The sequence below is a fragment of the Marinobacter caseinilyticus genome (assembly GCF_011074955.1).
Classification (GTDB): domain Bacteria; phylum Pseudomonadota; class Gammaproteobacteria; order Pseudomonadales; family Oleiphilaceae; genus Marinobacter; species Marinobacter caseinilyticus.
Window position 1 is genome coordinate 1 of record NZ_WUQJ01000033.1, and the last position, 23,238, is coordinate 23,238.

Here is a 23,238-nt window from a genome sequence, read left to right on the forward strand (position 1 = left end):
CAAATAATACTTATTATTCTCTCTATTTCGAAGCACTTCAATACGGACAAATCAGAATCGATCAACAAATGCGTTTCTGACGAAATATTATTGACGCTCAAAAATCCTGCCAACGATTTTTCCAGTTTGCCGCATGAGTTTCTTAATCTTTTAATATTGCACAAGGAACTTGGAAAAAGTTACAAATTCTCTACCGACGTCCTCAACTCTTTTATAGACCAAAGGTTCGTATCAGAAGACTTAATAGAATTAGATTACTTTTCAACTATGTCTATGCTTTATTATACTGAAAATGACGTGAAATATTTGGAATTTAAAAAGAAAATAGAGTTAGGTCTTGTATCTAGGTTTAAAGTTCAAGAAAAACCACTTAAACATTCAGAACTTTTTTTAATGTTTGTCGACTCGATTTCGTGCCCCTATGTCTCGAACATCACAAAATCTTCTCTAATGGAAGAGATGAAAAAGAAACATATGGGCAAGAACATTACAAAAGAAAATAAACCTAAAATAGCAAAAATTCTGAAAGAAAAACTCCAAAATGATTCCTGGTTTTTTAGCTGGGACAATCAAAAATCAATTTATTATCATTTAGCCAAGAAAGAACTTAAGGCTCCTTCCTTGAATCTCAGCTACTAGGGCAGTAGGATAAGTTTGCACGCAAGCGTCGGTCGCTCAGACGGCTAGCACGTCTGACGCGACTGAAACACTGGCTTTAACCGGCACAGATCTCCGTAAGCAAAAAATGGCTTTATGCTGCAGTAATTTTCGAATAAAGCCATGGGCGAACCGGATACACACGAAGCTTCGCTGCCCTTACCCATGGGGCCCGATTGACCAAAGTGACATCGCGCGTTTTCGCTGTGGCACCAGGGAGGTCGGGCCTCGGCGGGTATTGTAAGCCCTTCCTTTTACAGTTCATCTAGTTTCCATAATATTCACCTCACCCTTATGAGCCCCTAAGTAGTTCATGATGGCTCCTCAAAAAATTTAAGAACGCCCTGTTCACGATTTACCACTACTCCACACCTTCCAAAAAGAACGGCAAAGTGTCTACATAGTGTCTACATTATGGATTTCTGACTAGGACTGAAATCAGGCGAGGAATATAACCGATTGATTTTAATGGTGCCCGGAGCCGGACTTGAACCGGCACAGCCTAACGGCCGAGGGATTTTAAGTCCCTTGTGTCTACCAATTTCACCATCCGGGCAGGAGGATCACTTTGAAGAGGGTCAGGATTGTATAAGGCCATGCCTTTAAACGCAATTCCCGATGCGCCCTCGCCTGCGTTTCTTCACGGGGCCGGTTTTACGGCCACGCCGTGGTAGATGTAGCCCGCCACTTTCGGGGTTTTGGGTACGTACAGGTTGTTGAGCTCTTTGAGCTCGAACCCGGCCTCTAGCAGGTACTCGGCGATGGGTCGGTTGAGATGGCAGCCGCCGGCGATTTTCTTCCAGGTCGGGGTGATGCGGTTTTGCCACTTTTCGATGTCGGTGTCCGGTGAGCGGCCGTGCTCGCAGAACAACAGCTGCCCATCGGGGCGTAGCACGCGCATCATCTGGCCCAACGCTTTGTGCCAGTCAGGAATGGTGCACAGGGTGAAGGTCAGCAGGATGGTGTCCACGGAGGCATCGGCCAGGGGGATTTCCTCCCCGGGCAGATCCACCCACTCCACTTTGACCGGGGATTTCGCCAGATTGGTCCGGGCTTTCCGACGCATGCCTTCAGACGGTTCCAGGCCGTACACCAGGCTAACGTTGTTGGGGTCATAAAACGCCAGGTTCACACCGGAGCCCATGCCCACCTCAAGCACTATGCCCGTGGCACGGGGCACCACCTGGCTGCGCAGCTTCATGACCTGGCCGACGGAACACACTTTATCAATCAGGTGGGGCAGAATTCGGTCGTCGTAAAAGCCCATAAGGTTACCTATAATCCGGATGTAGAGATTCAACTAAACGATTGAATGTAAGTTACTAACACATAAGCAATATCCAACTCTTGATCTGCATCATTGCAGATTAGCGACCGGTCATAACAAACTGCAAAAAGCGATAGGGGCAGTGCCGCACAGGCACACACACTGTTGTTTGTTTACCAAGGACCCTCTGGATTACGTCTAGTGGCGATTCTGGCTCTGCCTGAAGGCCGCAATCAAGGCGAGGCTTCACAAGAAAGCAGGTTGGCCTTTCAAGAAGCCCCAACGCCAGTAGAACCGTCAATAGACGTAATCGGGGGCTCCCTACCCGGATACCGGAGGCCAAAGTGGATCTTGATCCCCTCATATTATCGCGCATTCAATTTGCTTTTGTTGTGTCTTTCCACGCCATCTTTCCGGTTTTCACCATCGGGCTGGCGTCCTTTATTGCCTTCCTGGAAGCCGTGTCGTTCAAAACCGGTAACCCGGTGTGGCTGCGCCTGTCCGGATTCTGGACCCGGGTGTTCGCGGTGGTGTTTGGTATGGGGGTGGTGTCGGGCATTGTGATGTCGTTTCAGTTCGGTACCAACTGGAGCAATTTTGCCCGTGCCTCCGCCAACTTCCTCGGCCCCATGCTGAGCTATGAGGTGATTACCGCGTTTTTCCTGGAAGCAGCCTTTCTCGGGGTGCTGCTGTTTGGTCGCGACAAAGTACCCAAAGGCGTGCACTTGCTGGCTGCGGTGATGGTCGCCACCGGCACCTTTATCTCGTCCTTCTGGATCCTCGCGGCCAACAGCTGGCTGCATACCCCGGCGGGGGTGGAGCTGCGTGAAGGCATTTTCCACGTGGTGTCGTGGAGTGATGCCATCTTCAACCCGTCGTTCCCTTACCGATTTGCCCACATGGGGCTGGCGTCGTTTTTGACCGGGGCCTTTGTGGTGTCCGGCGTCAGTGCCTGGTATCTGCTGCGGGGCCGCGAGGTGGAGGCCAACAAAAAAGCGCTGTCGCTGTGCCTGTGGCTGATCCTGATTCTTGCGCCCACCCAAGCGGTGTTGGGTGATTTTCATGGCCTGAATACCCTTGAGCACCAACCGGTGAAGGTGGCGGCCATGGAGGGCAACTGGGAGACCGGCACCAATGTGCCTTTGCTGCTGTTCGCCCTCCCTGACAACGCCGCCGAAACCAACCACTATGAAGTTCCGATACCCAGCCTGGCCAGCCTGATCCTGACCCACGACTGGAACGGTGAGGTCCCGGGTCTGGATCTGGTGCCCCGGGATGAGCGGCCGCCGGTTGTGATTGTGTTCTGGGCGTTCCGGGCCATGGTGGGGCTGGGTCTGTTGATGATTGCGGTCGCCTTGACCGGTTTGGTGCTGCGGGTGAAAGGCCGGTTCTGGCGTACGCCCTGGTTTTTGCAGAGCCTCAGGGTAATGAGCTTTACTCCGTTTGTGGCGGTGTTGGCGGGTTGGATCGTGACCGAAACCGGCCGCGCGCCCTGGCTGGTGTACGGCATGATGACCCAGGCCCAGGGTCTGACCCCGTCCCTGACGGGCGGCATGGCGCTATTTACCCTGATTGGGTACATCGTGGTGTACGCACTGGTGTTCACGGCGGGCCTGTATTACCTGTTGCGGGTGCTGTACGTGGGGCTGGAGGACGAGCAGGACGACCATGAGGCCGACCGGCCGATGCGGCCTCTGTCCGCCGCCCACGTACCGTTTGAATATTCGGAATCCAACCGCGAGGCCGATGCCTTGTCGGGTCCCGCCAATCAAGGAGGCCACTGACATGCAGCCATTCGATCTGGTGTTGATTTGGGCGTTCATCATTGGCTTCGGCATCATCATGTACGTGCTGATGGACGGCTTTGACCTGGGCCTGGGCATTCTGTTTCCGTTCGCCCCGGACGATCAGGCCCGGGACGTGATGATGAACTCCGTGGCCCCGGTCTGGGACGGTAATGAAACCTGGCTGGTGCTAGGCGGCGCCGGGCTGTTGGCGGCGTTTCCTTTGGTGTACACGATTGTGTTGCCGGCGCTGTACATTGGTGTGTTCCTGATGCTTGCGGGGCTGATATTTCGCGGCGTGGCCTTTGAGTTCCGGTTTAAGGCCAACACCTCCCGCTACCTGTGGGACTGGGCGTTTGCCGGTGGCTCAACGGTCGCGGCGTTCGCGCAGGGCGTTGTGGTCGGTGCTTACATTCAGGGGTTCGAGACGGCGAACGGCGTTTATGTGGGAGGCGCGCTGGATTGGCTGACGCCGTTCACGGTGTTGACAGGCTTTGGCTTGATGGCCGGCTACGCTCTGCTGGGCGCGACCTGGTTGATCCTGAAATCGGAAGGCTACATTCAGGCGTGGGCCTACCGCATCACCCTGCCCCTGCTGTTCACTGTGTTGGCGGTGTTCGGTGCCGTGAGTGTTTGGACGCCGTTCATTGATGAGATGGTGCGGGACCGATGGTTCTCCTCCCTGGGTGTGATCTGGATTTTGCCGCTGCTGGGCCTGGGCTGCGCGTTTCAAATCTTCCGCTCGGTGCGTCACCGATTTGAGGGCATGCCCTTCGTCGCCACCATGGGCCTGTTCATCTTCACCTACCTGGGCCTGCTGGTCAGCCGCTGGCCGTACGTGGTGCCGCCGGATTACACCCTGTGGGATGCCGCCTCGGCGTACGACTCGCAACTGTTCCTGCTGCTGGGCCTGCTGTTCGTGATCCCCATTGTGCTGATCTACACCGCCTGGACCTACTGGGTGTTTCGCGGCAAGGTGCGCGCCGGCGAAGGTTACCACTGAGTGGCCGGCGCAACCGACGACGCTGCAAACGAAGTTCCGAAAGGCGACGCCAGGCGATGGCTTAATGCCCTGCACGCGCGGCACCGCGGGCCGGTCAACCGGGCGGTGGCGGCGGGCATTTTCGCGGGCTTGTTTTCCATTGCCCAGATGGGGCTGCTGGCGTGGGTTATTTACGCCGCCATCGTCGCAAAAGCGCCTGCCTCCGCCCTGCTCCCTTGGTTTGGCGGCTTGCTGGTGGCCTTGCTGGGGCGGGCGGTCGCCCAGGGTTTGCAGACCCATTACGCCGCCTTGAGCAGCTACCGTATCCGGGCGGAGGTGCGTGACCGGCTGATGCACGGATGGGCGGCCCTGGGGCCGGTCCGGTTGCAGGAGACTTCCGCGGCGACCCTGGCTCGGGAGTGGCTGGAGCACGTGGACGCCCTGCACGGCTATGTTGCCCGCTTCCTGCCGCAGATGATCCTGTGCATCGTGGTTCCGTTGCTGGTTCTGACCGTGGTGGCCTGGCAGGACTGGCTGGCCGCGCTGTTCCTGTTGCTGTCCGCTCCCATTATTCCGTTGTTTATGGCCCTGATCGGCATGGGGGCGGAAAAACTGAACCGCGATCAGTTGGAGATGGTGGGCCGTCTGTCGGGGCAGTTTCTGGACCGTGTGCGTGGGTTAACCACCCTGCAGCTGTTCGGTCAGGCCGACGCCGCCGTCGAAACCATTGAGCGAAGCTCGCACCAGTACCGTGAACTCACCATGAAGACGCTCAAGGTGGCCTTTTTGTCGTCGGCGGTGCTGGAGTTTTTTGCCTCGGTGGCCATCGCTGTGGTGGCCATGTACGTGGGTTTCGGCCTGCTGGGGTACATCGCCTTCGGGCCCGCCCCTGAGTTAACGCTGTTTTCGGGCTTGTTCATATTGCTGCTGGCGCCGGAGTTTTTTCAGCCCTTGCGGCAGCTGTCCCAGCATTACCATGACCGGGCCGCGGCTTTGGCGGCGGCCAGCAGACTGTTGCAGCGGTTGCACACCGCGCCGGTGATGCCCACTGGCCCGGCCCCCGACGCTTTGCAGGCCGCAAACCCGGCACCCGAAGGCAGTCTTCGCCTGTCGGCCGTCGATGTGGTGTTTCCCGATGGCCGCCAGGGCCTGCAACGGATTGACCTGGACATCGACAAAGGTCAGTCGGTCGCGTTAACCGGCGCTTCCGGGGGTGGCAAATCCACGCTGTTGCACCTGCTCGCCGGTTTCATCCCACCCACGCATGGCAAAGTCACGGTTTTCGGAGAGACGCCGGGCAGCCGGCCATTCGGATGGCTGGGCCAAACCGCGTTCATGGTTGAAGGGTCCTGGGCCGACAATCTCCGCCTGGCTGTGCCCGCCGCCAACGATGGCGACATCGAAACCGCGCTGCGCCGGGTCGGCCTGGGCCCGGTGTTGGATGCCCGCCCCGCCGGCATTCACAGCCGGGTAACCGAAGAGGGCAGTGGTTTGTCCGGCGGCCAGGCCCGGCGTCTGAGTTTGGCACGGGTTTTCCTGATGGACACGGATTTGGTTCTGTTGGACGAGCCCACGGCGGGCCTGGACCGGGCCACCGAACTGGTGCTCATCAACGCACTGAAGGACTTGCACCACCAGGGTAAGACGCTGGTGTTTGCGACTCATCACGACACCTTGCTGGGTCTGGCTGATCGTGTGCTGGTGGTCGCTGACGGACAGGTGACCGATGCGTGACCTGATCCCCTGGCTGCAGTTGATCGGGCGTCGCCGTAAACGCCTCGTCATCGGCGCGTTGTTGATGTTCCTCACGCTCTTCGCGGGCCTGGGCTTGCTGGCATTGTCGGGTTGGTTTATTGCCGCCACCGGGATTGCCGGGCTGTTGCTGACGGCCGGGAAGTCGATCCTGCTGGAGGTGTATGTGCCCGGTAGTGGTATTCGGGCGTTTGCCCTCACCCGAACCGTCAGCCGCTACCTTGAGCGGGTGTACAACCACGATACCGTGCTGCGGTTACTGGCGGATATTCGGGTGCGGTATTACCGGGGTCTAAGCCAGGTGCCGGTGTTTGAACGCAGCCGCCAGCGTGGTGCGGACTGGCTGGCCAGAATGACCAGCGATGTCGATGCCATGGACACCCTCTTCCTGCGCCTTGTGGCACCCACCGGTCTGGCCATTTCAATGACCCTGCTGGTCGCCCTGGTGGCCGCCTGGCTGTTCTCGGGTTGGGTGGCCCTGACAACCCTGCTACTGCTCGGCACTGCCCTCCTGATGGCCACGGTTGGATTGTACTGGCGCACCCGCCGGCGGTCGTTTGACCAGCAGGCCACCCTGGAAACCCTGCGGGGGTCGGTGATTGAACACCTTGAAGGTTACGCAGAACTCACCGCCGCCGGTGCACGGGTGGCTCATCAGGCTCAGTTGCAGGCGGATATGTCGGTGCGGTCGCAGCACCAGATCACCCTTGACCAGCGCAGCGGCTGGCACAGCGCGGTCAGTACCCTGCTGGTGAACGGAGCGGCAGTGGCTGCGCTGTGGCTCGGGTTGAAGTTGTATCAGGACGCTACGGTGTCCGGACCGGTGCTGGTGTTGCTACCGCTCGCGCTGCTGGGTATGACCGAGGTGTTCAACACACTGCCGGACGCCTTCTCTCGCTTGGGTGGCACCGTGTCCGCCGCCCAGCGGCTTAACCGCGATCGTCCCCGTCAGCCCCGCCGATCCGGTCAATCCCAATCCGCGCCGGCGAGGCCTGCCGGCCCGCGTCCACCGGCACCGGTGTTTGAGCCGCATTTGGTTGGGGTGGAGTGGGAACGCGTCTCGATCGGCTACCCGGGCTTGCCTGCGATCGTGGAAAACTTTACCTACACGCTGGCCCCGGGGCGGCGGGTCGCGATTGTGGGGCCCTCAGGCTGCGGTAAGTCCACCCTGGCGGATATGGCTGCCGGATTGGTGCGGCCCTTGGTGGGTGAATGCTGGCTGGCCGTGGGCGAGCAAGTTCTGGGCGAATATTCGGCCTGGCGCCGGCAGGTGACGTACCTGACCCAGACCACCCAGCTGTTCGACGACACGCTAGAGGCCAACCTGAGACTGGGCAATCCGAATGCGACCGATGGCGAACTTTGGCATGTACTGGAGGTGGTGTGTCTGGCCGATCTGGTCACCCAGTTGCCCCAGGGATTGGGCACCTGGGTCGGCGCCTATGGCCGCCAGTTGTCGGGTGGTGAGGCCCGGCGGGTGGCCCTGGCGCGGGCGTTGTTGAGGGACACCGGAATCATTATTCTGGACGAGCCATTCACCGGTCTGGACGACCCAACCCGGCAAACGATCCGTGACCGGCTGACACCGCTGTTGGCGGGCAAAACCCTGATTGGCCTTGCCCACGCCACGGACGCCTTGCCCGAGGTTGATGACGTGATCAACCTCGGCTGATCACGCCAATCATTTCAGCGTAATATGGCAGGCCATGGCCGCCCTAGCGTTGTTCCAGCAGCTCAAATGTCAGGCCGGCGTGATCCCGCAGCCGGCTGACCAGATGGTCGCCAAAGAGGGACGACGGCGTCCAGAACCCACCGCCCCTTTCCGTTTTGCTGACATCAAACGCCAGACACGCAGCTGCCTGACCCAGCATTTTGCCGGTCGAGCCATAGCCCGGGTCCTGATCACCGGTGACTTTGGTGCGGATCGTTTTGCCATCGGCGGTCCTGCCAATGAACCGCAAGTCGTAAAAACCCTTCTTTTGGGCTTCATCGCTGGGGCCTTCACCGGGCTTGGGCACCACAAAACGCTCAAGCACGTAGCGGGTCGGCTTAAGTGCAGAGGCAACCAGGAAGCCACCGAGGCCCACCGTGATGGTATAGGCTGCCAGGCGGCCCTTGATGCCCTTGCCAGTCATCATGGCCTCGTCGTAGGTAAACTCTTTGCCGTAGGCGGCGCCCATCAGTGCGTTGGAGCGATGCACGATACGGGTGTTAATGCCAGCCATTACAAACGGCGCCAGCCAGGCGTCAAAATCGCGGTCGTATTCCGCTGATTTGACGTTCGGCTGGCGTTTTGCAGAGCGGTGCTCCGGCGGGCAGATCGAGAACGGGTTGGCCAGTTCTTTGCGCAACGCCGGATTGGAGCCCGCTTCCTTTGCAACGTTCATAAGGCTGGCAACGGTACCACCGGAAAACTCCCCTTTCAGGGCGCGTACCCGCATCTTGACTTCGGTGCAAGGCGCACCAAGGGTTTCGCGGGCCTGTTGTTGCAGGAAATACACCCCCATATCGGATGGGATGGAATCAAAGCCACAACAGTGCACGATTCTGGCACCGGACTTTTTGGCCTGCTCTTCGTAGGTCTGGATCATTTTGCGAATCCACTGAACCTCACCGGTCAGATCGCAATAGTCCGTGCCCAGCTCGACACACGCCTTGATCAGTGGCTCGCCGTAGAGCGCATAAGGCCCAACGGTGGAGACGACAACCCGGGTCTGGCCACACATCTTACGGAGCGACGGCTCGTCATCGGCGTTGGCGGTCAGAATCGGCAGGTCTGTGGCGCCGAGATCGGTTTTAAGGTTGACCAGCTTGGCTTCCGACCGGCCGCCAATGGCCCACTTCACGTCGCCACCGGAGCCAAAGGTTTCCATCAGGTATCGGCTCAATATCTGGCCTACGAAGCTGGTAGCGCCAAATACGACTATGTCGAACTGTTGTTCACTCATCCGTCTTCCTTATCGATTATGTGTTTTTCTTGATGTGGTGCGAGACTTACATCTCGTTGATGCCGGGTTTACGCGCACCCATGATGGCCAGGAAAATCGCCACGCCAAGGCCCCAGAAACCGTTCAGGATCAGACCGCCAACCCACATTTGCGGGGACACCTCAATGTCTTTCATGGGAAAAACCACCAGCATGGCTACCGTGGTGGGGCCAATCGCGCCAAGCAGGATCATCAGCGACCAATAGCCCGCCGCCGCCATGCGGCCAAGGATGGCCCACAGCACCATGCCCCAGAGGCCACCAAAAAACGCCAGCGAAATCACCGCAGGAACACCAAAGGGAGGCACCGGCGACAGGTTAAACGGCGCTGACGGCACCACGCCGGCGTAGAAAAACAACGCAAACAATCCCTGGTGGAATACAAGAGTGGCCAGAAATCCGCTGACAAATGCTTTGAACCATATCATGATCTGAATCCTGTCTTTATTGGATAGAATGGGATTGTGTGCCGAAGTGCCAGTATGCCGCAAATACCTGTATCACGGTTTAAACGATCTCTTTTGGGTACAACTCAGGCAGTTCGGCCAATCGTTTGGCGCCGCCGGTGCTTCACACTGGCGGGAATTTATAAACACCGTTCATTACTATGTTGGGAGACGCCCGTTTTGGAGTATTTTTTTACGGTCATGTTTGTGCTGTTATCGATCATCACTGCCTTCTTGTTCTGGCAATTACGCGCTCAGCGTCATGCGTTGTCTGACGCGGTGGAAAGACTCCACACACTTGATCCGTCGAGTGCCAAAGCCCGGGAGCCGGAAATTGTGCTTACGCTGAAAGTGATCGATCCGATTGCCCTGGCCAAGCGAGAATCCCGCTCTGCCCGAATACTAGCAGATCGACTACCGGTCATGACTCGAAAAATGGTGTACCAGCAAGTGATGGCCGAGCTCTCGGTCGAGCTCGACGAACGCGGAATCGATGTTGAGATGAACATTGAATACCGATAGGTGGCAATGATGGCGGATATTGCCAGTGTGCTGTTGATGGTGCTGAGTGTGGCACTGCTGGTGGTGTCGATGCGACTCCATCATGCCAATACGGTTGGGCTGCGCCATTTTGTCGGTTCGCTGACGGCGGCGTTAGGCATTGTTCAGAGGCGGCGTCTTGAGCGCCTGGAGCAGAAAAACCGTAACCGGCTACTGGAAGACTCCGTGGACAGCGGCACCAGCGCAGTGGAGCTGGTTCACCGGGCCATCACTTCGACCACCTTCAGTGTCATTGACCGGTTTTCAACCAGTGAGAGATTCAAAGCCAGCGCACAGAAGGCGCGGCGGACACACGACGATACCAGCCGGACATTCTATCGCTCAATCAAGACCACCAATAAAACGTTGCACGCCCTGGCCAATGTGCTGAGGAACAACCAATCCCAGAAACGCGACAGCCAGTCCGGTCAATCCAACAACCGGAACAAACCGGATGCCTGAGCCGTCAGGCCGCCAGGCGCATCCCGTCACATCACTGCGAATCACCCCAGTATGCCTTCTGCCGTATCGGTGGCACCGACCGACTTCGTCAACCTAGTCGTTTGACAGCGTCACCACTCTCAAGCGCAACGCGTTCACAATGACGCTGACCGATGACAACGACATCGCTGCCGCCGCAATAATCGGTGACAGCAACAGCCCGGCAATTGGATACAGTACACCGGCGGCAATGGGCACGCCGGCCGAGTTGTAAACGAAGGCAAAAAACAGGTTCTGCCGAATGTTGCGCATGGTGGCCAGCGACAACCGCCGAGCCTCGACAATGCCCATCAGATCACCGCGTAAAAGCGTAATGCCCGCGCTTTCGATCGCCACATCGGTCCCGGTCCCCATGGCGACGCCAACGTCGGCCGTTGCCAGTGCCGGGGCGTCGTTCACACCGTCCCCCGCCATGGCAACAATGCGGCCTTCATCCTTTAGCCGCTGGACGATCTTGCCCTTGTCTTCCGGCAGGACTTCCGCTTCCACTTCATCAATGTGGAGTTTGCGGGCAACCGCCTCGGCGGAGGTCCGGTTGTCGCCGGTCAGCATCACCACCCGGATGCCGTCCTTTTGCAAAGCGGTGATGGCCGCTTCAGTGGTCTCCTTGATGGGGTCCGCAATCGCCAGCAAACCACAGACGCTGCCATCCACGGCGGCAAAGATTACCGTCGCCCCGTCCCGTCGCAGCTGGTCCGCCTCCTCCTCAAAGGTGGCGGTGTCGACGCTTTCGGACTCCATCAGCAATCGATTGCCCAGCAGCACCCTGTGTCCGTCAATGGTGCCGGTCACGCCTTTACCGTTCGGGGAGTGGAAATCCTCAGCGTCTGGCAGGGACACGTCCATGGTGTTGGCTTTCTCGAGAATGGCATGCGCCAGCGGATGCTCACTGCCCTTTTCGAGACCTCCGGCGTACCGCATCAGGTCGTCCTCGCTGACCCCCTTTGCCGTAACCAACGTCGTCACCTGGGGCTTGCCTTCCGTCAGCGTGCCGGTTTTATCGACCACCACGGTGTCCACTTTCTCCATCCGCTCCAACGCTTCCGCATCCCTGATCAAGACACCACTCTGGGCGCCGCGCCCAACACCGACCATGATCGACATCGGGGTCGCCAAACCCAGCGCGCAAGGACAGGCAATAATCAGCACGCTCACTGCGGCGATCAGGCCGAACGCCATTGGCGGCGTCGGCCCGATTACTGACCAGATCACAAACGCAATGACCGCGATAAGAATCACCGCTGGTACGAAGTAGCTGGCCACTTTGTCGGCCAGCCCCTGGATGGGCGCGCGGCTGCGTTGAGCACTTGCGACCATCTGCACAATCTGCGCGAGCATGGTGTCACGCCCGACTTTGTCGGCGCGCATGATAAAGCTGCCCTGCTGGTTGATGCTGCCGCCAATGACCTGATCGCCGGCCTTCTTACTGACCGCCAAAGGCTCACCGGTGACCATGGATTCGTCCACGTTGGAACTGCCTTCGAGCACTTCACCATCCAATGGCACCTTGTCGCCCGGACGAACCCGCAACCGGTCACCCACGTTTACCTGATCGAGCGCCACATCGGACTCGCCTCCGCCTGCGTCCAGTTTTCTGGCCGTCGCAGGGGCAAGGTCCAGCAATGCTTTGATGGCGCCCGAGGTTTTCTCGCGGGCACGGAGTTCCAGCACCTGCCCCAACAACACCAGCACCACGATAACGGCGGCCGCCTCGAAGTACACGGCAACGGAGCCATCGTGCTGCCGGAACGCATCAGGAAACACCTCAGGCGCAAGCGTTGCCACAAGGCTGTACACCAGTGCGACCCCGGTGCCAATGGCAATCAGCGTGAACATATTCAGGTTTCGGGTGAGGACCGACTTCCAGCCTCGCACAAAGAATGGCCAGCCGCACCAAAGCACAACGGGTGTGGCCAGGAACAGCTGAATCCAGTTCGACACCTGCGGTGATACGATCCGCTCCAGGCCAATAAGGTGACCGCCCATTTCCAACACCAGCACCGGCAAAACGAGTGCCAGGCCGATCCAGAACCGGCGGGTCATATCGATCAGCTCTTCAGAGGGGCCCTCCTCCAAGCTTACCTGCTCAGGTTCAAGCGCCATGCCGCAGATCGGGCAACTACCGGGGCCCTGCTGGCGAATCTCCGGGTGCATCGGACAGGTGTATACAGTGCCGGGCGCGGCTGGCTCTGGCTGCAGATCCGCTTCGCTCAGGTACTTTTCGGGATGTTCATCAAACTTCGACTGGCATCGGGAAGAACAGAAATACCAGGTCTTGCCTGCATGCTGGCGGCGATACTCAGTGCCATGGGGGTCCACCGACATCCCGCACACGGGGTCTGTTACGGCGTGCTCCCCGTGAGCTTCATGTCCCTGTTCATGTTCGTGGTGCTCATGTTGATGTGTCTGTTGATGCTCACCCATTCCGTGCTCCCGTTTTATCAGCAGGCCAATCGGCAAAAGCGAGAAAATACAATAGCGCCAGATTTGCCACCGGAACCAGAATCAGAAGTCCCATCCAGCCCGGGTACCCGATGCGCCGGCAAATTCGCCACACCGGTGTGACGACCACGATGGCAATCAACAGCCACCAAAGCCAGTGCCCGGCCCACATTGCGTTCCCAAATATGTTGCCTTCCATCATGGCATTCCCCTCCCTTTTACCTCGTAAACATTAATGATGATGCGCGCGGGCCTCATCCTTGCCGGTGGCGTGGTTTTTTGTCGAAGACTTCAGGAATAACAGCTCGCCGGCGGCAATCACACTCATGGCGACGACGGCCACACCAATCACGAAGGGATCCGAATTCAGCTTGACCCAGACAAAGCCTCCTAACGCCATCACATTCATCACAATCGCCATGAAAGGGATCCACATCGACGCCTTCACGTCCCGGCACAGATAGCGCAACACTCCCCAATGAATGGCACTATCCATAATCAGGTAAAAAACAATCCCAAGCGCCGCTATTCGTGAAAGGTCAAAAAATGCAGTGAGTATCAAACCCAACACCACAGCGTAGACAAGCGTGTGTTTCTGGATGCTTCCGGGCATACCGAAATGACTGTGGGGCACCAGCTTCATTTCGGTCAACATGGCCAGCATGCGAGACACCGCAAAAATGCTGGCCAGGAGGCCACCCGCTGTCGCCATCATCGCGATGGCTACGGTGAACCATACGCCGTACTCACCCAGAATCGGGCGGGCGGCCGCCGCCAGGGAGTAGTCTCTGGTTTCAATAATTTCGGAGAGCGACAGATTGCTTGCGACAGCGAAACCCACCAGGGTGTAAATCACTACACAGACGGCAATTGAGATTACGATGGCCCGGCCAACGTTGCGATGGGGGTCTTTTACCTCCGAGCCACTGTTGGTGATCGTGGTAAATCCTTTAAACGCCAATACGCCCAGCGCCGTTGCGCCAAGGAAATTGGCTACGTTACCGGTTTCTCCAGTGCTGCCAACATCAACGGCAAGACGGTCGGCCAACCCCACGCCTACTAGCCCGATAATCAGTATGCCCCCGATTTTCAACACGCCAATAATCGACGCCACGCCCTGAATCATCCGGTTACCCAACAGATTGATCAGAAACGCCACCAGTATGAGAGACACCCCGAGAGCAGGCACCATACGTCCACTCTCATCACCACCAAACAGCTGCATGGTGTAGGACCCGAACGTGCGAGCCAGGAAGCTCTGGGCGATGACCATCGAGAAATACATCAGCAAGGCATTAAACGCTGTCGGTAACCGGTCGCCGTAGGCCTTGTGCAGGTACATTCCAATGCCGCCGGCTGATGGATAGGCATTGGATATCTTGATGTAGGAATACGCACTGAAGGACACCATGACGGCCGCAGCCAGGAAGGCGAGCGGGAATAATGCTCCCGTTATCTCGGCCATCTGCCCGGTGAGCGCGAAGATGCCGGCGCCCATCATGACTCCGGTCCCCAACATGACGGTTCCCGGTAGGGTCAGGCTACCTTCTTGATAATGAGTGGTTCTGTCCGGCTCCATGCCCATTCAACATCCTGTTATTTTTTCACGGGTGGAATTCTAGAACAGCAGAAAGGCTCAAGGTTGGCGTTCGCTCGAACGTTATCATCAGTAAAACGGTACCAGGCGATTTTTCGACGCTGCCACCATCCACCCGTCACGTGGCCACCCCTTGCCCTGATAAGGTCCATCAGTCGGTCGGTGGAAAAATGGCTGCCATCAATGCTAACGAGTAGCCGGTGCCCCGGCTTCCTTTCAGCATGATCAACGCAGGAATGATGGTTCAGTTGCTGAACAACGTCCTCCCATTGACTCTCGGTCAGGCCCTCGACCGTCAGACGGCGGCGCAGCAGAAACTGCTTTTGATTGGTTGCTTTGCGGGCTTTTGTCATAGCGGGTCCCTCTCTGCTATAAGCACTGCCTCTATCACAACATCACACACTGAATGGCTGCTGAAAAACCTGACCGATTGGGCTCGCGCCAGACACGCTCCCATGGCTCAACATATCTCATGGCTAACGGAGCCCGGGACTAGTGCTTGAGTTGTAATGTCCGGGCCCATTCCGGCGCTTAAAACGACAGCCGGGCGCCAATCACAGCAAACCAATCCTCGGTGCTGCCACCCTCTGCGCGGGCAAAATCCGCCGAGTCTCCATACTTGCGTTCATGAACAACGCCGATGTAGGGAGAGAAGGACCGGTCAATTACATCATAGCTCAACCGCAGTCCGGTTTCCGTGGATACCAGCCCTTTGCCGACCCCAATTTCCCGATCCTCACTGAAAGCCACCGTGGCATCGAGGGCGGCTGCAAGAATCCAGTGGTTCGTCAGCAGCAGCTCGTATTCGGCGTCCAGCTCGGTCGAGGTCTCACCGTCCTTGCTGACAAACAGATTGGCATCGACTTCAAACCACTGCGGGGCAAGCCCCGTGATCCCGAGTACGGCGTAGGTGCGGTCTGGGCCTTTCGGGGTGTCAAACCGGACCCCGGCCTTGGCATCAAAGAAGTCAGAAATGGGTATTTGCCCAACCACCTGATTTTCGAGCTTTTCATACGCCTTTTCTTCAATGGAATACTCGCCCTTGGTCAGCCAGCGAACTTTCAGGGCGTCGGTCCCGTAGAAGAAATCTCCGTTCCACGCAGCCAGCTCTTCATCATCATCGCTGTAGCGGTACTCAAACTCCTCGAATTGAGCGCCCCAGACCTTGAGCGGCTGTTTGCGCGCGGTGGTGTCCTGAATTCGCTCCTGGGCGAAACCGAGGACTGGCATAGCCGCCAGCCCCGCCATCATGGGCACCAGCCAAGACGTCCAACGACTCATGCATCACCCCCGACGCCGGTCGTTTGGGCGCTGACGGCGGCCTTGGTGGACTCAGGGCCACCCTCTACAATGACTTTGCGAAACATGCCCGCCGCGGCGTGGTAAGACAGATGGCAATGGAAGGCCCACTGCCCCGGTTCGTCCACCTCAGTCTCCATGAAAACCGTGGTGCCGGGCTGAACGCTGATGGTGTGCTTCACGGGATTCCACTGGCCCGCGCCAACATCGAGCATGGACCACATGCCGTGCAGGTGCATGGGGTGCGTCATCATTGTCTCGTTCACGAACTTGAAGCGAACCCGCTCACCGTATTGAAGGCGAATAGGGTCAGCGTCTTCGTATTTGACGCCGTTGATGCTCCAGGTATAGCGCTCCATGTTGCCGGTCAGTCGCAACTCGATATCCCGGGTGGGCTCACGATCCTCATAGAGCGGCGATTGCGCTTTCAGATCGGCGTAAGACAGGAACTTGCCGCCATTGGCCGCGGTTGGAACCAACCCGCTTCCAGGTGCGTAGAAGGGATCGCTGGCGCCACCGGCCGCCATATTGGAGTGATCCATGCCCTCCATGTTCGAGTGATCCATACCTTTCATGGCGGAATGATCCATGCCCGCCATCTGTGAGTGGTCCATGCCTTCCATGTTCGAGTGGTCCATATCTTCCATGTTCGAGTGGTCCATATCTTTCATGGCAGAATGATCCATACCTGCCATCTGTGAGTGGTCCATGCCTTCCATACTGCCATGGTCCATGCCATGCATACCGCCCATATCCGCCATGGTCAAACGCGCAGATTCGCGGAGTTCAGGCACCGAGCCTTCCATGCCTTCTTCCGGTGCCAACGTCGCTCTCGCATACCCGGAGCGTCCCATGGACTCGGCAAAAATCGTGTAGGCCTTATCGTCTCTGGGTCGCACAATCACGTCGTAGGTTTCCGCAACACCAATACGAAACTCATCCACACTGACGGGTTGAACGTTGTTTCCATCCGCCTGAACAACGGTCATTTCCAAGCCCGGAATCCGAATGTCGAAATACGTCATTGCTGACGAGTTGATAAAGCGCAGTCGGATCCGCTCTCCCGGCTTGAAAATTCCGGTCCAGTTCTGATCCGGCCCTTTGCCGTTAATCAGGCCGGTGAAACCCTGCAGGTCTTCGACGTCGGCTTTCATCATGCGCATTCCGCCCCACGCCATGCGATCCTTGACGGTATTCATCAGGCCGTTTTCAGAAACGTCCGAAAAGAACTCGCCAACCGTTTGCTGCTCACGGTTGTAATAGTCAGGCATCATTTTCAGGTTCCGCATGATGCGATCACCCGAATGCGGGTGTTTGTCGGTTAGCTGAACCACGTATTCGCGATTGTAGCGAAACGGTTCGCGCCCTTCCGGCTCGATAACAATGGCACCGTAGGCGCCATCGGGCTCCTGGAAACCGGAATGGCTGTGAAACCAGTAGGTGCCCGCCTGAGTGATGGGAAATTTATAGGTAAACGTTTCCCCAGGCTGGATGCCGGCAAAACTGATGCCAGGCACACCATCCTGATTGAATGGCAGGATCAGTCCGTGCCAATGGATGGAGGTCATCTCGTCCAGGTTGTTGGTCACGTTGATCGTGACGTCTTCGCCTTCCTTGAAGCGCAGAACCGGGCCTGGGGATGCGCCGTTGTAACCAATACCTTCTTTCACGAAATCCCCGGTATCAATTTCGACTCGGTCGACCGTCAGGTCGTATTCACCCGCCAGGCTGATAACCGGCAATAGCAGGGCCAAAGCACCTGACAAAAGGGTTGTCTTCATGGTCAATTACTCCAAACTAATCAACTGTCTTTGGGCTCTGCTCCACGCGCCGGCTCGATAGCCGACGCTGCGGACACCCAGCGGGTTACGGTAAGAAATCAGTTAAAATTCACGTCGCCGTACATACCGGCCTGGTAGTGCCCCGGGACGTTGCAAGCAAACTCGATATCGCCTTTGTCCGTGAACTTCCAAACGATTTCCTTACTCTCGCCCGGCTCCAGCAACACACTGTTGGGATCGTCATGCTTCATGGTTTTGCCATTCCCCATGTCCATCTCCATCATCTTGTGATTCAGCTTGCCGCCCTGAATCACCCCGTGCTCCACCATCATCATCATTTCATCCTGATGAGCTTCATGCATGGCCGGCGTACCGATATTGAACTCGTGAACGAGGCTACCCTTGTTCTCAACCATGAAACGCACGATTTCGCCTTTTTTTACGTCGAAAGCCTCAGGCTCGTAGTAGTTATCATGCATCTCGACAGTGATGGTGCGTCCGCCCTCGGGGAACTTGGCTGGTTCACCGCTTTTCGCGCCATGCCCATGTCCGCTTCCGTGAGAACCGGCCCCCAGCGCTGTCATCGAAACCGACATGGCGATTGCTGCAACTACAAACTTTGATACGCTCATCCGCACTTCTCCTGTATTTTGGCTTTTTAAACACGACGCGTTGGTTCGCCCGTTACATGAGCATTTGCCCAAAGCGTATGACACCATCACCTACTAAACTGAATTCTTTCTGAAAATGACGAATTATTCACTGTTCAGGCTGAATTCAGGTTGGCCAGCGACACTGCTGCGGCTTTATTTGCATTACGAAAGAGGCACCGGATGAGATTATTGCTGGTAGAGGATGATTGCTTGCTGGCTGACGGGCTCACCCGTCAACTTGAGAAGGCCGGTTTCAGCGTCGACACCACACAAACCGCCAAACAAGCAATCATTCTGGGTGAGCAGGAAGACTACCGAGTTGGCATTCTGGATCTTGGCTTACCAGACGGAAATGGCCTGGACGTGCTCCGTCGCTGGCGCACCAGTAGCGTCAGCTTCCCGGTACTGATCCTGACGGCACGGGGGGACTGGCAAGACAAAGTTAACGGTCTCAAAGCGGGAGCAGACGACTACCTTGCCAAACCCTTTCAGGCAGAAGAACTGATTGCCCGGCTCTACGCCATCGTGCGCCGAAGTGAGGGGCGGGTCCAGGCTACGGTTAAGGCTGGCCGTTTTGAATTGGATGAAAATCGCCAGAGTCTGAAAATAGGTGATGGTTCCGTGCACAGTCTGACTGGGACGGAATTCCGCCTGCTGCGGTGTTTGATGAGCCGCCCGGGGCATGTGTTTTCCAAGGAACAGCTCATCGAGCAGCTCTACAATCTGAACGAAAGCCCGAGTGACAATGTTATCGAAGCTTATATCCGTCGTCTCAGAAAACTCGTGGGCGCGGAAACCATAGCAACGCGACGTGGTCAGGGGTATTTATTCGATGACGCTGTATAGAAGACCATCGTCCATCAAAAGATCGCTTCTTGTCCTTTTGCTACCTTCAGGTATCGGCCTGATGGCACTCGCATGGTTTGTGCACGGATTTCTGCTTGAAACCACGTCCCAGACATTTGTCATAAGCCAATTAAAAGATGAGGCTGCGTTTCTGGAACACCAGATTCGCCAGTCCGGGGGCAAGATCGATACGCTCCGCACCGGCGATTATTTTCAGGAATTGTTCCACCATGCATTCGCCATTCAGTCTCCCTCTCAGACCCTGGTTTCTCCGCAATCCTGGACGGCCTTGCTCAGCCCGCTACTGCAATCGGATCAGCAGGGTGCCATCAGGGTGCGTGAAGCAAATGCATCGGATGTGCCCTCCGATGTTCTGGCCTTTCGAAAATCATTTCTGGTGGGTGACCAGCGTTGGGTCGTCGTTGTGTCGGAGGACATGACAGCACTGCGGGATAGTCAGGCAGGTTTGCATGCCTGGACAGCGATTGTATCTATCTTGCTGATTCTGCTACTGGTTGGGGTGATTTGGGTGGCCATTGTTCTGTCTATGCGCCCCATCGTCTCGCTTCAGGCAGCACTAAAAGAATTACAGATTGGGCAAATATCACGGATCAACGTTCAGGCGCCTGAAGAGTTCCGGCCACTGGTTCAGCAGCTCAATCTGCTCCTCGACTCACTCGATCGACGGCTGAAGCGCTCTCGGGACGCGCTTGCCAATCTGTCTCATAGTGTTAAAACACCCATTGCCGCCGTCAGGCAGGTGCTCGAAGATACCGCTCGTCCGCTTGACGACGACTTGAGGCATGAAATGGCGTCGCGGCTGAGTGACATAGATAAACAGCTTGAAGCGGAAATGCGCCGCAGCCGGCTTGCCGGCCCTCAGGCCGGCACAAACTCCTATCCAGTGAAACAGGCGCGAGACCTCTTGTGGATGCTGGGGCGCTTGTACCCTGACAAATCGTTTGAGCTGTCCACTGACTTGTCGGATGAACAACGCTGGCCCATTGAGCAACACGATTTGAACGAGATACTGGGCAACCTCCTGGATAACGCCGGCAAATGGTCGTCTCGGTGCGTCGAGCTCTTGTTAGAGAATGACCTTGAGACCATCAGGATCGTCGTCAGCGACGACGGCCCTGGCGTCGCAGAAGAGGCCATCGGTCAATTGGGTAAACGCGGATTGAGGCTGGACGAGCAGACGCCCGGGCACGGACTTGGCTTGGCCATCGTTGACGATATCGTCCAGCGCTACGATGGCAAGCTGATCCTTGAGCGAATCCGCCATGGCGGGTTGAAGGCCAGCGTAGAGCTCAGCATGTCGCCCAATTTCGCCGAACAGTTTCAAGGTTGAATGACATCAGCTCACGATGACTGACAACACTGATGCTCAATGACAACACCCGTGTTCAATATCAACAAACTGGCGATCGTCGACTGAAATTCTTTGAGAGAGACTCTTCAGATCAACCCTGTCAGTTGGGTGAGAACGAGCCGGTCAGCGCTCTGCTACACACGCGTGAAAGCCGGTCCGGTCCGCCCAACAACCGGAACACACCGGTTTCCTGAGCCTGATCTAAGCGGCAGTCCGCTAACTGGCTTCAGTTCCCACCCGTTGCACTCTACAATCAGCGCCTGAGCCTATTGAATCGACGTCCAGGAGTTCACGGAACCATGTCCCCCACCCCGACCAACGTGTCCGTTCTGCAGCAGTTGCGGCTACTCGAGTCCAGCCGGATTTTCCAGACGGCGGTGATTTCAATTATCGTACTGTCTGCGTTGACCATTGGCGCAAAAACGTACGATGTACCACCGCTGGCCACTCAGGCCCTGTACGTCATGGATATGGCCATCACGGTGTTTTTCCTGATTGAGATTCTGTTCCGCCTGGGCGTTTGCCCGGATAAGAAACGCTTTCTTCTGGATGGCTGGAATCTGTTCGATACCCTCGTCGTCATTGGCAGCCTGATTCCCCTCGACAATTCCGAAGCGGTTCTGCTGGGTCGCTTGCTTCGCGTCTTCCGGGTGTTACGTCTGGTGTCGGTCGTACCTGAGCTGCGATTTCTGATCAACTCGCTATTAAAAGCCATTCCAAGAATGGCTTACATCGCATTGTTAATGTTTATTATCTTCTATATTTACGGCGCGATGGGGTCGATGTTCTTTGCCAGCGTGGATCAATTCCTATGGGGAGACGTTGCAGTCGCCATGTTGACTCTGTTCCGGGTGGCCACCTTCGAGGACTGGACGGATGTGATGTATGGCACCATGGAGGCCTATCCGCTGAGCTGGATCTATTATCTGAGCTTTATCTTTTTAACAGCGTTCGTGTTTCTGAACATGATGGTGGGGACCATTCTGGAAGTCATGAGTGAAGAACAGAATGCAAAACAGGCAAAGCAGGCCCACGATGAGCGTGATGATATGAACCGTAAGCTGGACGAGATGCAGGTAAAGCTGGACCGGCTAACGGCACTGATGTCGAAGGGCGATGGGCGACACTGAGTGGGCGGGAACGATCAATGGGTACAGCAGGGAGCCGGCCCAGGCCGGCTCCCTGCTGGATCAGGACATCAGTCCTGGCGTGCCGTTACTTCCAGCAAGTGATAGCCGAACTGGGTTTTAACCGGGCCCTGCACTTCGTTTACCGGGGCAGAGAAAACCACTTTGTCGAATTCAGGTACCATCTGGCCTGGACCAAATTCACCCAGATCACCGCCACTACGGCCTGACGGGCAGCTTGAGTGCTCTTTTGCCAGCGCTGCGAAATCTTCACCATTCGCGATGCGGGTTTTCAGTTCATTACACGTTGCTTCATCAGCAACAAGAAGGTGACGAGCAGAAGCTTTTGCCATGATCAAATCTCCAAATTAAGTGAGAGGGCATAATACCGCGTTCAGGACAGATAAAAAAGCAACAAAAAAGGGCGCTCTTGAGCGCCCTTTTTATTTTGAAGTCAGTTGGTTATACAACCTTCTTCAATTCTTCCTCAAGCTGAGGAACTGCTTCGAACAAATCGGCAACCAGGCCATAGTCCGCAACCTGGAAGATCGGTGCTTCTTCGTCCTTGTTGATCGCAACGATCACCTTGGAGTCAGACATACCGGCCAGGTGCTGAATGGCACCGGAAATACCAACCGCCACGTACAGATCCGGAGCGACGATTTTACCCGTCTGGCCAACCTGCATGTCGTTCGGAACAAAACCGGCATCGACGGCTGCGCGCGAAGCACCTACCGCGGCGCCCAGCAAGTCCGCCACCTGCTCCAGCATCTTGAAGTTTTCGCCGTTCTGCATGCCGCGGCCACCGGAAATAACGATGCCGGCACTGGCCAGGTCAGGACGGTCGGATTCGGCTTTCTGTTCGCTGACGAACGATGAAAGACCCGCATCCTTAACTACGTCCAATGCTTCAACCGTCGCAGAACCGCTCTCGCCGCCTACCGGGTCAAAACCTGTCGGACGCACGGTAACCACCTTGATGCTGTCGCCGCTCTTCACCGTCGCAATCGCGTTGCCGGCGTAGATGGGACGCACGAAGGTGTCTTCCGACTCGACGCGAATGATGTCAGAAACCTGAGCAACGTCCAGCAAGGTCGCGACGCGAGGCATGAAATCTTTGCCCGTCGTGCCGGCGGCGGCGAAGATGTGGCCGTAGCCCTTGCCCACTTCGGCAACCAGTTCCGACAGGTTCTCGGCAAGAAAGTG

Annotated in this window: 22 protein-coding genes and 1 tRNA gene; 10 read left to right on the forward strand and 13 right to left on the reverse strand. The window is 56.9% G+C overall.

Annotation, left to right across the window (positions count from 1 at the left end):
* Positions 1 to 639 (forward strand): hypothetical protein (locus tag GRX64_RS19505; protein WP_207308824.1); only part of this gene is annotated, 639 nt, incomplete at its 5' end.
* A gap of 487 nt (positions 640 to 1,126) precedes the next feature.
* On the opposite strand, the gene GRX64_RS16580 is transcribed toward GRX64_RS19505, so the two are convergent.
* Positions 1,127 to 1,213: transfer RNA gene (locus tag GRX64_RS16580), tRNA-Leu, on the reverse strand.
* Positions 1,214 to 1,297: 84 nt separating this feature from the next.
* Positions 1,298 to 1,924 carry a class I SAM-dependent methyltransferase gene (locus GRX64_RS16585; RefSeq protein WP_166268868.1) on the reverse strand — a complete coding sequence of 209 codons (627 nt, stop codon included), beginning with the start codon at positions 1,922 to 1,924 and terminating at the stop codon, positions 1,298 to 1,300.
* Positions 1,925 to 2,268: 344 nt separating this feature from the next.
* On the opposite strand from GRX64_RS16585, the gene GRX64_RS16590 reads away from it, so the two are divergent.
* From GRX64_RS16590 to cydC, 4 genes are read left to right on the forward strand one after another with little or no spacing between them, the layout of a single operon-like run.
* Entirely contained in the window at positions 2,269 to 3,708 is a 1,440-nt protein-coding gene (locus GRX64_RS16590) for a cytochrome ubiquinol oxidase subunit I (RefSeq protein WP_166268869.1), read from the forward strand.
* Position 3,709: 1 nt separating this feature from the next.
* Positions 3,710 to 4,711, forward strand: coding sequence for a cytochrome d ubiquinol oxidase subunit II (gene cydB, locus GRX64_RS16595; RefSeq protein WP_166268870.1), 1,002 nt, complete (start codon positions 3,710 to 3,712; stop codon positions 4,709 to 4,711).
* On the forward strand, positions 4,712 to 6,424 hold the full coding sequence (gene cydD / locus GRX64_RS16600; RefSeq protein WP_166268871.1) for a thiol reductant ABC exporter subunit CydD: 1,713 nt from the start codon (positions 4,712 to 4,714) through the stop codon (positions 6,422 to 6,424).
* Entirely contained in the window at positions 6,417 to 8,114 is a 1,698-nt protein-coding gene (gene cydC / locus GRX64_RS16605) for a thiol reductant ABC exporter subunit CydC (protein ID WP_166268872.1), read from the forward strand. Before cydD ends, cydC begins: the two co-directional genes overlap by 8 nt.
* Before the next feature lie 43 nt (positions 8,115 to 8,157).
* On the opposite strand, the gene GRX64_RS16610 is transcribed toward cydC, so the two are convergent.
* Complete coding sequence (locus tag GRX64_RS16610) at positions 8,158 to 9,390, reverse strand: saccharopine dehydrogenase family protein (protein WP_166268873.1); 1,233 nt, start codon at positions 9,388 to 9,390, stop codon at positions 8,158 to 8,160.
* A 46-nt stretch (positions 9,391 to 9,436) separates the two neighbouring features.
* On the reverse strand, positions 9,437 to 9,856 hold the full coding sequence (locus tag GRX64_RS16615) for a hypothetical protein (RefSeq protein WP_166268874.1): 420 nt from the start codon (positions 9,854 to 9,856) through the stop codon (positions 9,437 to 9,439).
* Between the two features lie 198 nt (positions 9,857 to 10,054).
* Here GRX64_RS16615 and GRX64_RS16620 point away from each other — a divergent pair, with 198 nt between their 5' ends.
* Together GRX64_RS16620 and GRX64_RS16625 are read left to right on the forward strand one after the other, a co-directional pair.
* Entirely contained in the window at positions 10,055 to 10,396 is a 342-nt protein-coding gene (locus tag GRX64_RS16620; protein WP_235937731.1) for a hypothetical protein, read from the forward strand.
* Positions 10,397 to 10,402: 6 nt separating this feature from the next.
* Positions 10,403 to 10,876, forward strand: a complete 474-nt coding sequence (locus tag GRX64_RS16625; RefSeq protein ID WP_166268875.1) for a hypothetical protein — start codon at positions 10,403 to 10,405, stop codon at positions 10,874 to 10,876.
* Between the two features lie 93 nt (positions 10,877 to 10,969).
* On the opposite strand, the gene GRX64_RS16630 is transcribed toward GRX64_RS16625, so the two are convergent.
* The 7 genes from GRX64_RS16630 to GRX64_RS16660 all read right to left on the reverse strand — a co-directional run bounded on the left by GRX64_RS16630 (position 10,970) and on the right by GRX64_RS16660 (position 18,666).
* The gene (locus GRX64_RS16630) at positions 10,970 to 13,339 is read right to left on the reverse strand and encodes a heavy metal translocating P-type ATPase (protein ID WP_166268876.1); all 2,370 of its coding nucleotides are present in this window, start codon (positions 13,337 to 13,339) and stop codon (positions 10,970 to 10,972) included.
* Positions 13,332 to 13,559 (reverse strand): hypothetical protein, encoded by a 228-nt coding sequence (locus tag GRX64_RS16635; RefSeq protein ID WP_166268877.1) that lies wholly within the window; start codon positions 13,557 to 13,559, stop codon positions 13,332 to 13,334. The genes GRX64_RS16630 and GRX64_RS16635 overlap by 8 nt, the downstream gene beginning before the upstream one ends.
* 30 nt (positions 13,560 to 13,589) lie before the next feature.
* Positions 13,590 to 14,942, reverse strand: a complete 1,353-nt coding sequence (locus GRX64_RS16640; protein WP_166268878.1) for an APC family permease — start codon at positions 14,940 to 14,942, stop codon at positions 13,590 to 13,592.
* Between the two features lie 11 nt (positions 14,943 to 14,953).
* Entirely contained in the window at positions 14,954 to 15,307 is a 354-nt protein-coding gene (locus GRX64_RS16645; RefSeq protein WP_166268879.1) for a hypothetical protein, read from the reverse strand.
* 178 nt (positions 15,308 to 15,485) lie between these two features.
* Entirely contained in the window at positions 15,486 to 16,205 is a 720-nt protein-coding gene (locus GRX64_RS16650; protein WP_427901669.1) for a copper resistance protein B, read from the reverse strand.
* A 26-nt stretch (positions 16,206 to 16,231) separates the two neighbouring features.
* A complete protein-coding gene (locus GRX64_RS16655; protein WP_166268881.1) occupies positions 16,232 to 18,034 on the reverse strand; it encodes a copper resistance system multicopper oxidase in 1,803 nt (600 codons plus the stop codon).
* Between the two features lie 98 nt (positions 18,035 to 18,132).
* Entirely contained in the window at positions 18,133 to 18,666 is a 534-nt protein-coding gene (locus tag GRX64_RS16660; RefSeq protein ID WP_166268882.1) for a cupredoxin domain-containing protein, read from the reverse strand.
* A gap of 201 nt (positions 18,667 to 18,867) precedes the next feature.
* On the opposite strand from GRX64_RS16660, the gene GRX64_RS16665 reads away from it, so the two are divergent.
* The 3 genes from GRX64_RS16665 (at position 18,868) to GRX64_RS16675 (ending at position 22,035) form a co-directional block, all read left to right on the forward strand.
* Complete coding sequence (locus tag GRX64_RS16665; RefSeq protein WP_166268883.1) at positions 18,868 to 19,533, forward strand: response regulator transcription factor; 666 nt, start codon at positions 18,868 to 18,870, stop codon at positions 19,531 to 19,533.
* Entirely contained in the window at positions 19,520 to 20,884 is a 1,365-nt protein-coding gene (locus tag GRX64_RS16670; protein WP_166268884.1) for an ATP-binding protein, read from the forward strand. Before GRX64_RS16665 ends, GRX64_RS16670 begins: the two co-directional genes overlap by 14 nt.
* 320 nt (positions 20,885 to 21,204) lie before the next feature.
* Positions 21,205 to 22,035 (forward strand): ion transporter, encoded by an 831-nt coding sequence (locus GRX64_RS16675; protein ID WP_166268885.1) that lies wholly within the window; start codon positions 21,205 to 21,207, stop codon positions 22,033 to 22,035.
* A gap of 68 nt (positions 22,036 to 22,103) precedes the next feature.
* Here the strand turns inward: GRX64_RS16675 and GRX64_RS16680 are convergent, their stop codons facing one another.
* The gene (locus GRX64_RS16680; RefSeq protein WP_166268886.1) at positions 22,104 to 22,385 is read right to left on the reverse strand and encodes a peptidylprolyl isomerase; all 282 of its coding nucleotides are present in this window, start codon (positions 22,383 to 22,385) and stop codon (positions 22,104 to 22,106) included.
* A 109-nt stretch (positions 22,386 to 22,494) separates the two neighbouring features.
* A partial coding sequence (locus tag GRX64_RS16685) for an electron transfer flavoprotein subunit alpha/FixB family protein (RefSeq protein ID WP_166268887.1) occupies positions 22,495 to 23,238 on the reverse strand: 744 nt, incomplete at its 5' end.

What these genes read in the sequence shown, in the direction of transcription:
- GRX64_RS16670 (WP_166268884.1), top strand. Translation starts at nt 19,520, where the DNA reads ATGACGCTGTATAGAAGACCATCGTCCATCAAAAGATCGCTTCTTGTC.
- GRX64_RS16675 (WP_166268885.1), top strand. Translation starts at nt 21,205, where the DNA reads ATGTCCCCCACCCCGACCAACGTGTCCGTTCTGCAGCAGTTGCGGCTA.
- GRX64_RS16645 (WP_166268879.1), bottom strand. Translation starts at nt 15,307, where the DNA reads ATGACAAAAGCCCGCAAAGCAACCAATCAAAAGCAGTTTCTGCTGCGC.
- GRX64_RS16660 (WP_166268882.1), bottom strand. Translation starts at nt 18,666, where the DNA reads ATGAGCGTATCAAAGTTTGTAGTTGCAGCAATCGCCATGTCGGTTTCG.
- GRX64_RS16625 (WP_166268875.1), top strand. Translation starts at nt 10,403, where the DNA reads ATGATGGCGGATATTGCCAGTGTGCTGTTGATGGTGCTGAGTGTGGCA.
- GRX64_RS16635 (WP_166268877.1), bottom strand. Translation starts at nt 13,559, where the DNA reads ATGATGGAAGGCAACATATTTGGGAACGCAATGTGGGCCGGGCACTGG.
- GRX64_RS16615 (WP_166268874.1), bottom strand. Translation starts at nt 9,856, where the DNA reads ATGATATGGTTCAAAGCATTTGTCAGCGGATTTCTGGCCACTCTTGTA.
- GRX64_RS16585 (WP_166268868.1), bottom strand. Translation starts at nt 1,924, where the DNA reads ATGGGCTTTTACGACGACCGAATTCTGCCCCACCTGATTGATAAAGTG.
- GRX64_RS16650 (WP_427901669.1), bottom strand. Translation starts at nt 16,205, where the DNA reads ATGATGGCGGGGCTGGCGGCTATGCCAGTCCTCGGTTTCGCCCAGGAG.
- GRX64_RS16665 (WP_166268883.1), top strand. Translation starts at nt 18,868, where the DNA reads ATGAGATTATTGCTGGTAGAGGATGATTGCTTGCTGGCTGACGGGCTC.
- GRX64_RS16610 (WP_166268873.1), bottom strand. Translation starts at nt 9,390, where the DNA reads ATGAGTGAACAACAGTTCGACATAGTCGTATTTGGCGCTACCAGCTTC.
- GRX64_RS16640 (WP_166268878.1), bottom strand. Translation starts at nt 14,942, where the DNA reads ATGGGCATGGAGCCGGACAGAACCACTCATTATCAAGAAGGTAGCCTG.
- GRX64_RS16655 (WP_166268881.1), bottom strand. Translation starts at nt 18,034, where the DNA reads ATGAAGACAACCCTTTTGTCAGGTGCTTTGGCCCTGCTATTGCCGGTT.
- cydB (WP_166268870.1), top strand. Translation starts at nt 3,710, where the DNA reads ATGCAGCCATTCGATCTGGTGTTGATTTGGGCGTTCATCATTGGCTTC.
- GRX64_RS16630 (WP_166268876.1), bottom strand. Translation starts at nt 13,339, where the DNA reads ATGGGTGAGCATCAACAGACACATCAACATGAGCACCACGAACATGAA.
- cydC (WP_166268872.1), top strand. Translation starts at nt 6,417, where the DNA reads ATGCGTGACCTGATCCCCTGGCTGCAGTTGATCGGGCGTCGCCGTAAA.
- GRX64_RS16680 (WP_166268886.1), bottom strand. Translation starts at nt 22,385, where the DNA reads ATGGCAAAAGCTTCTGCTCGTCACCTTCTTGTTGCTGATGAAGCAACG.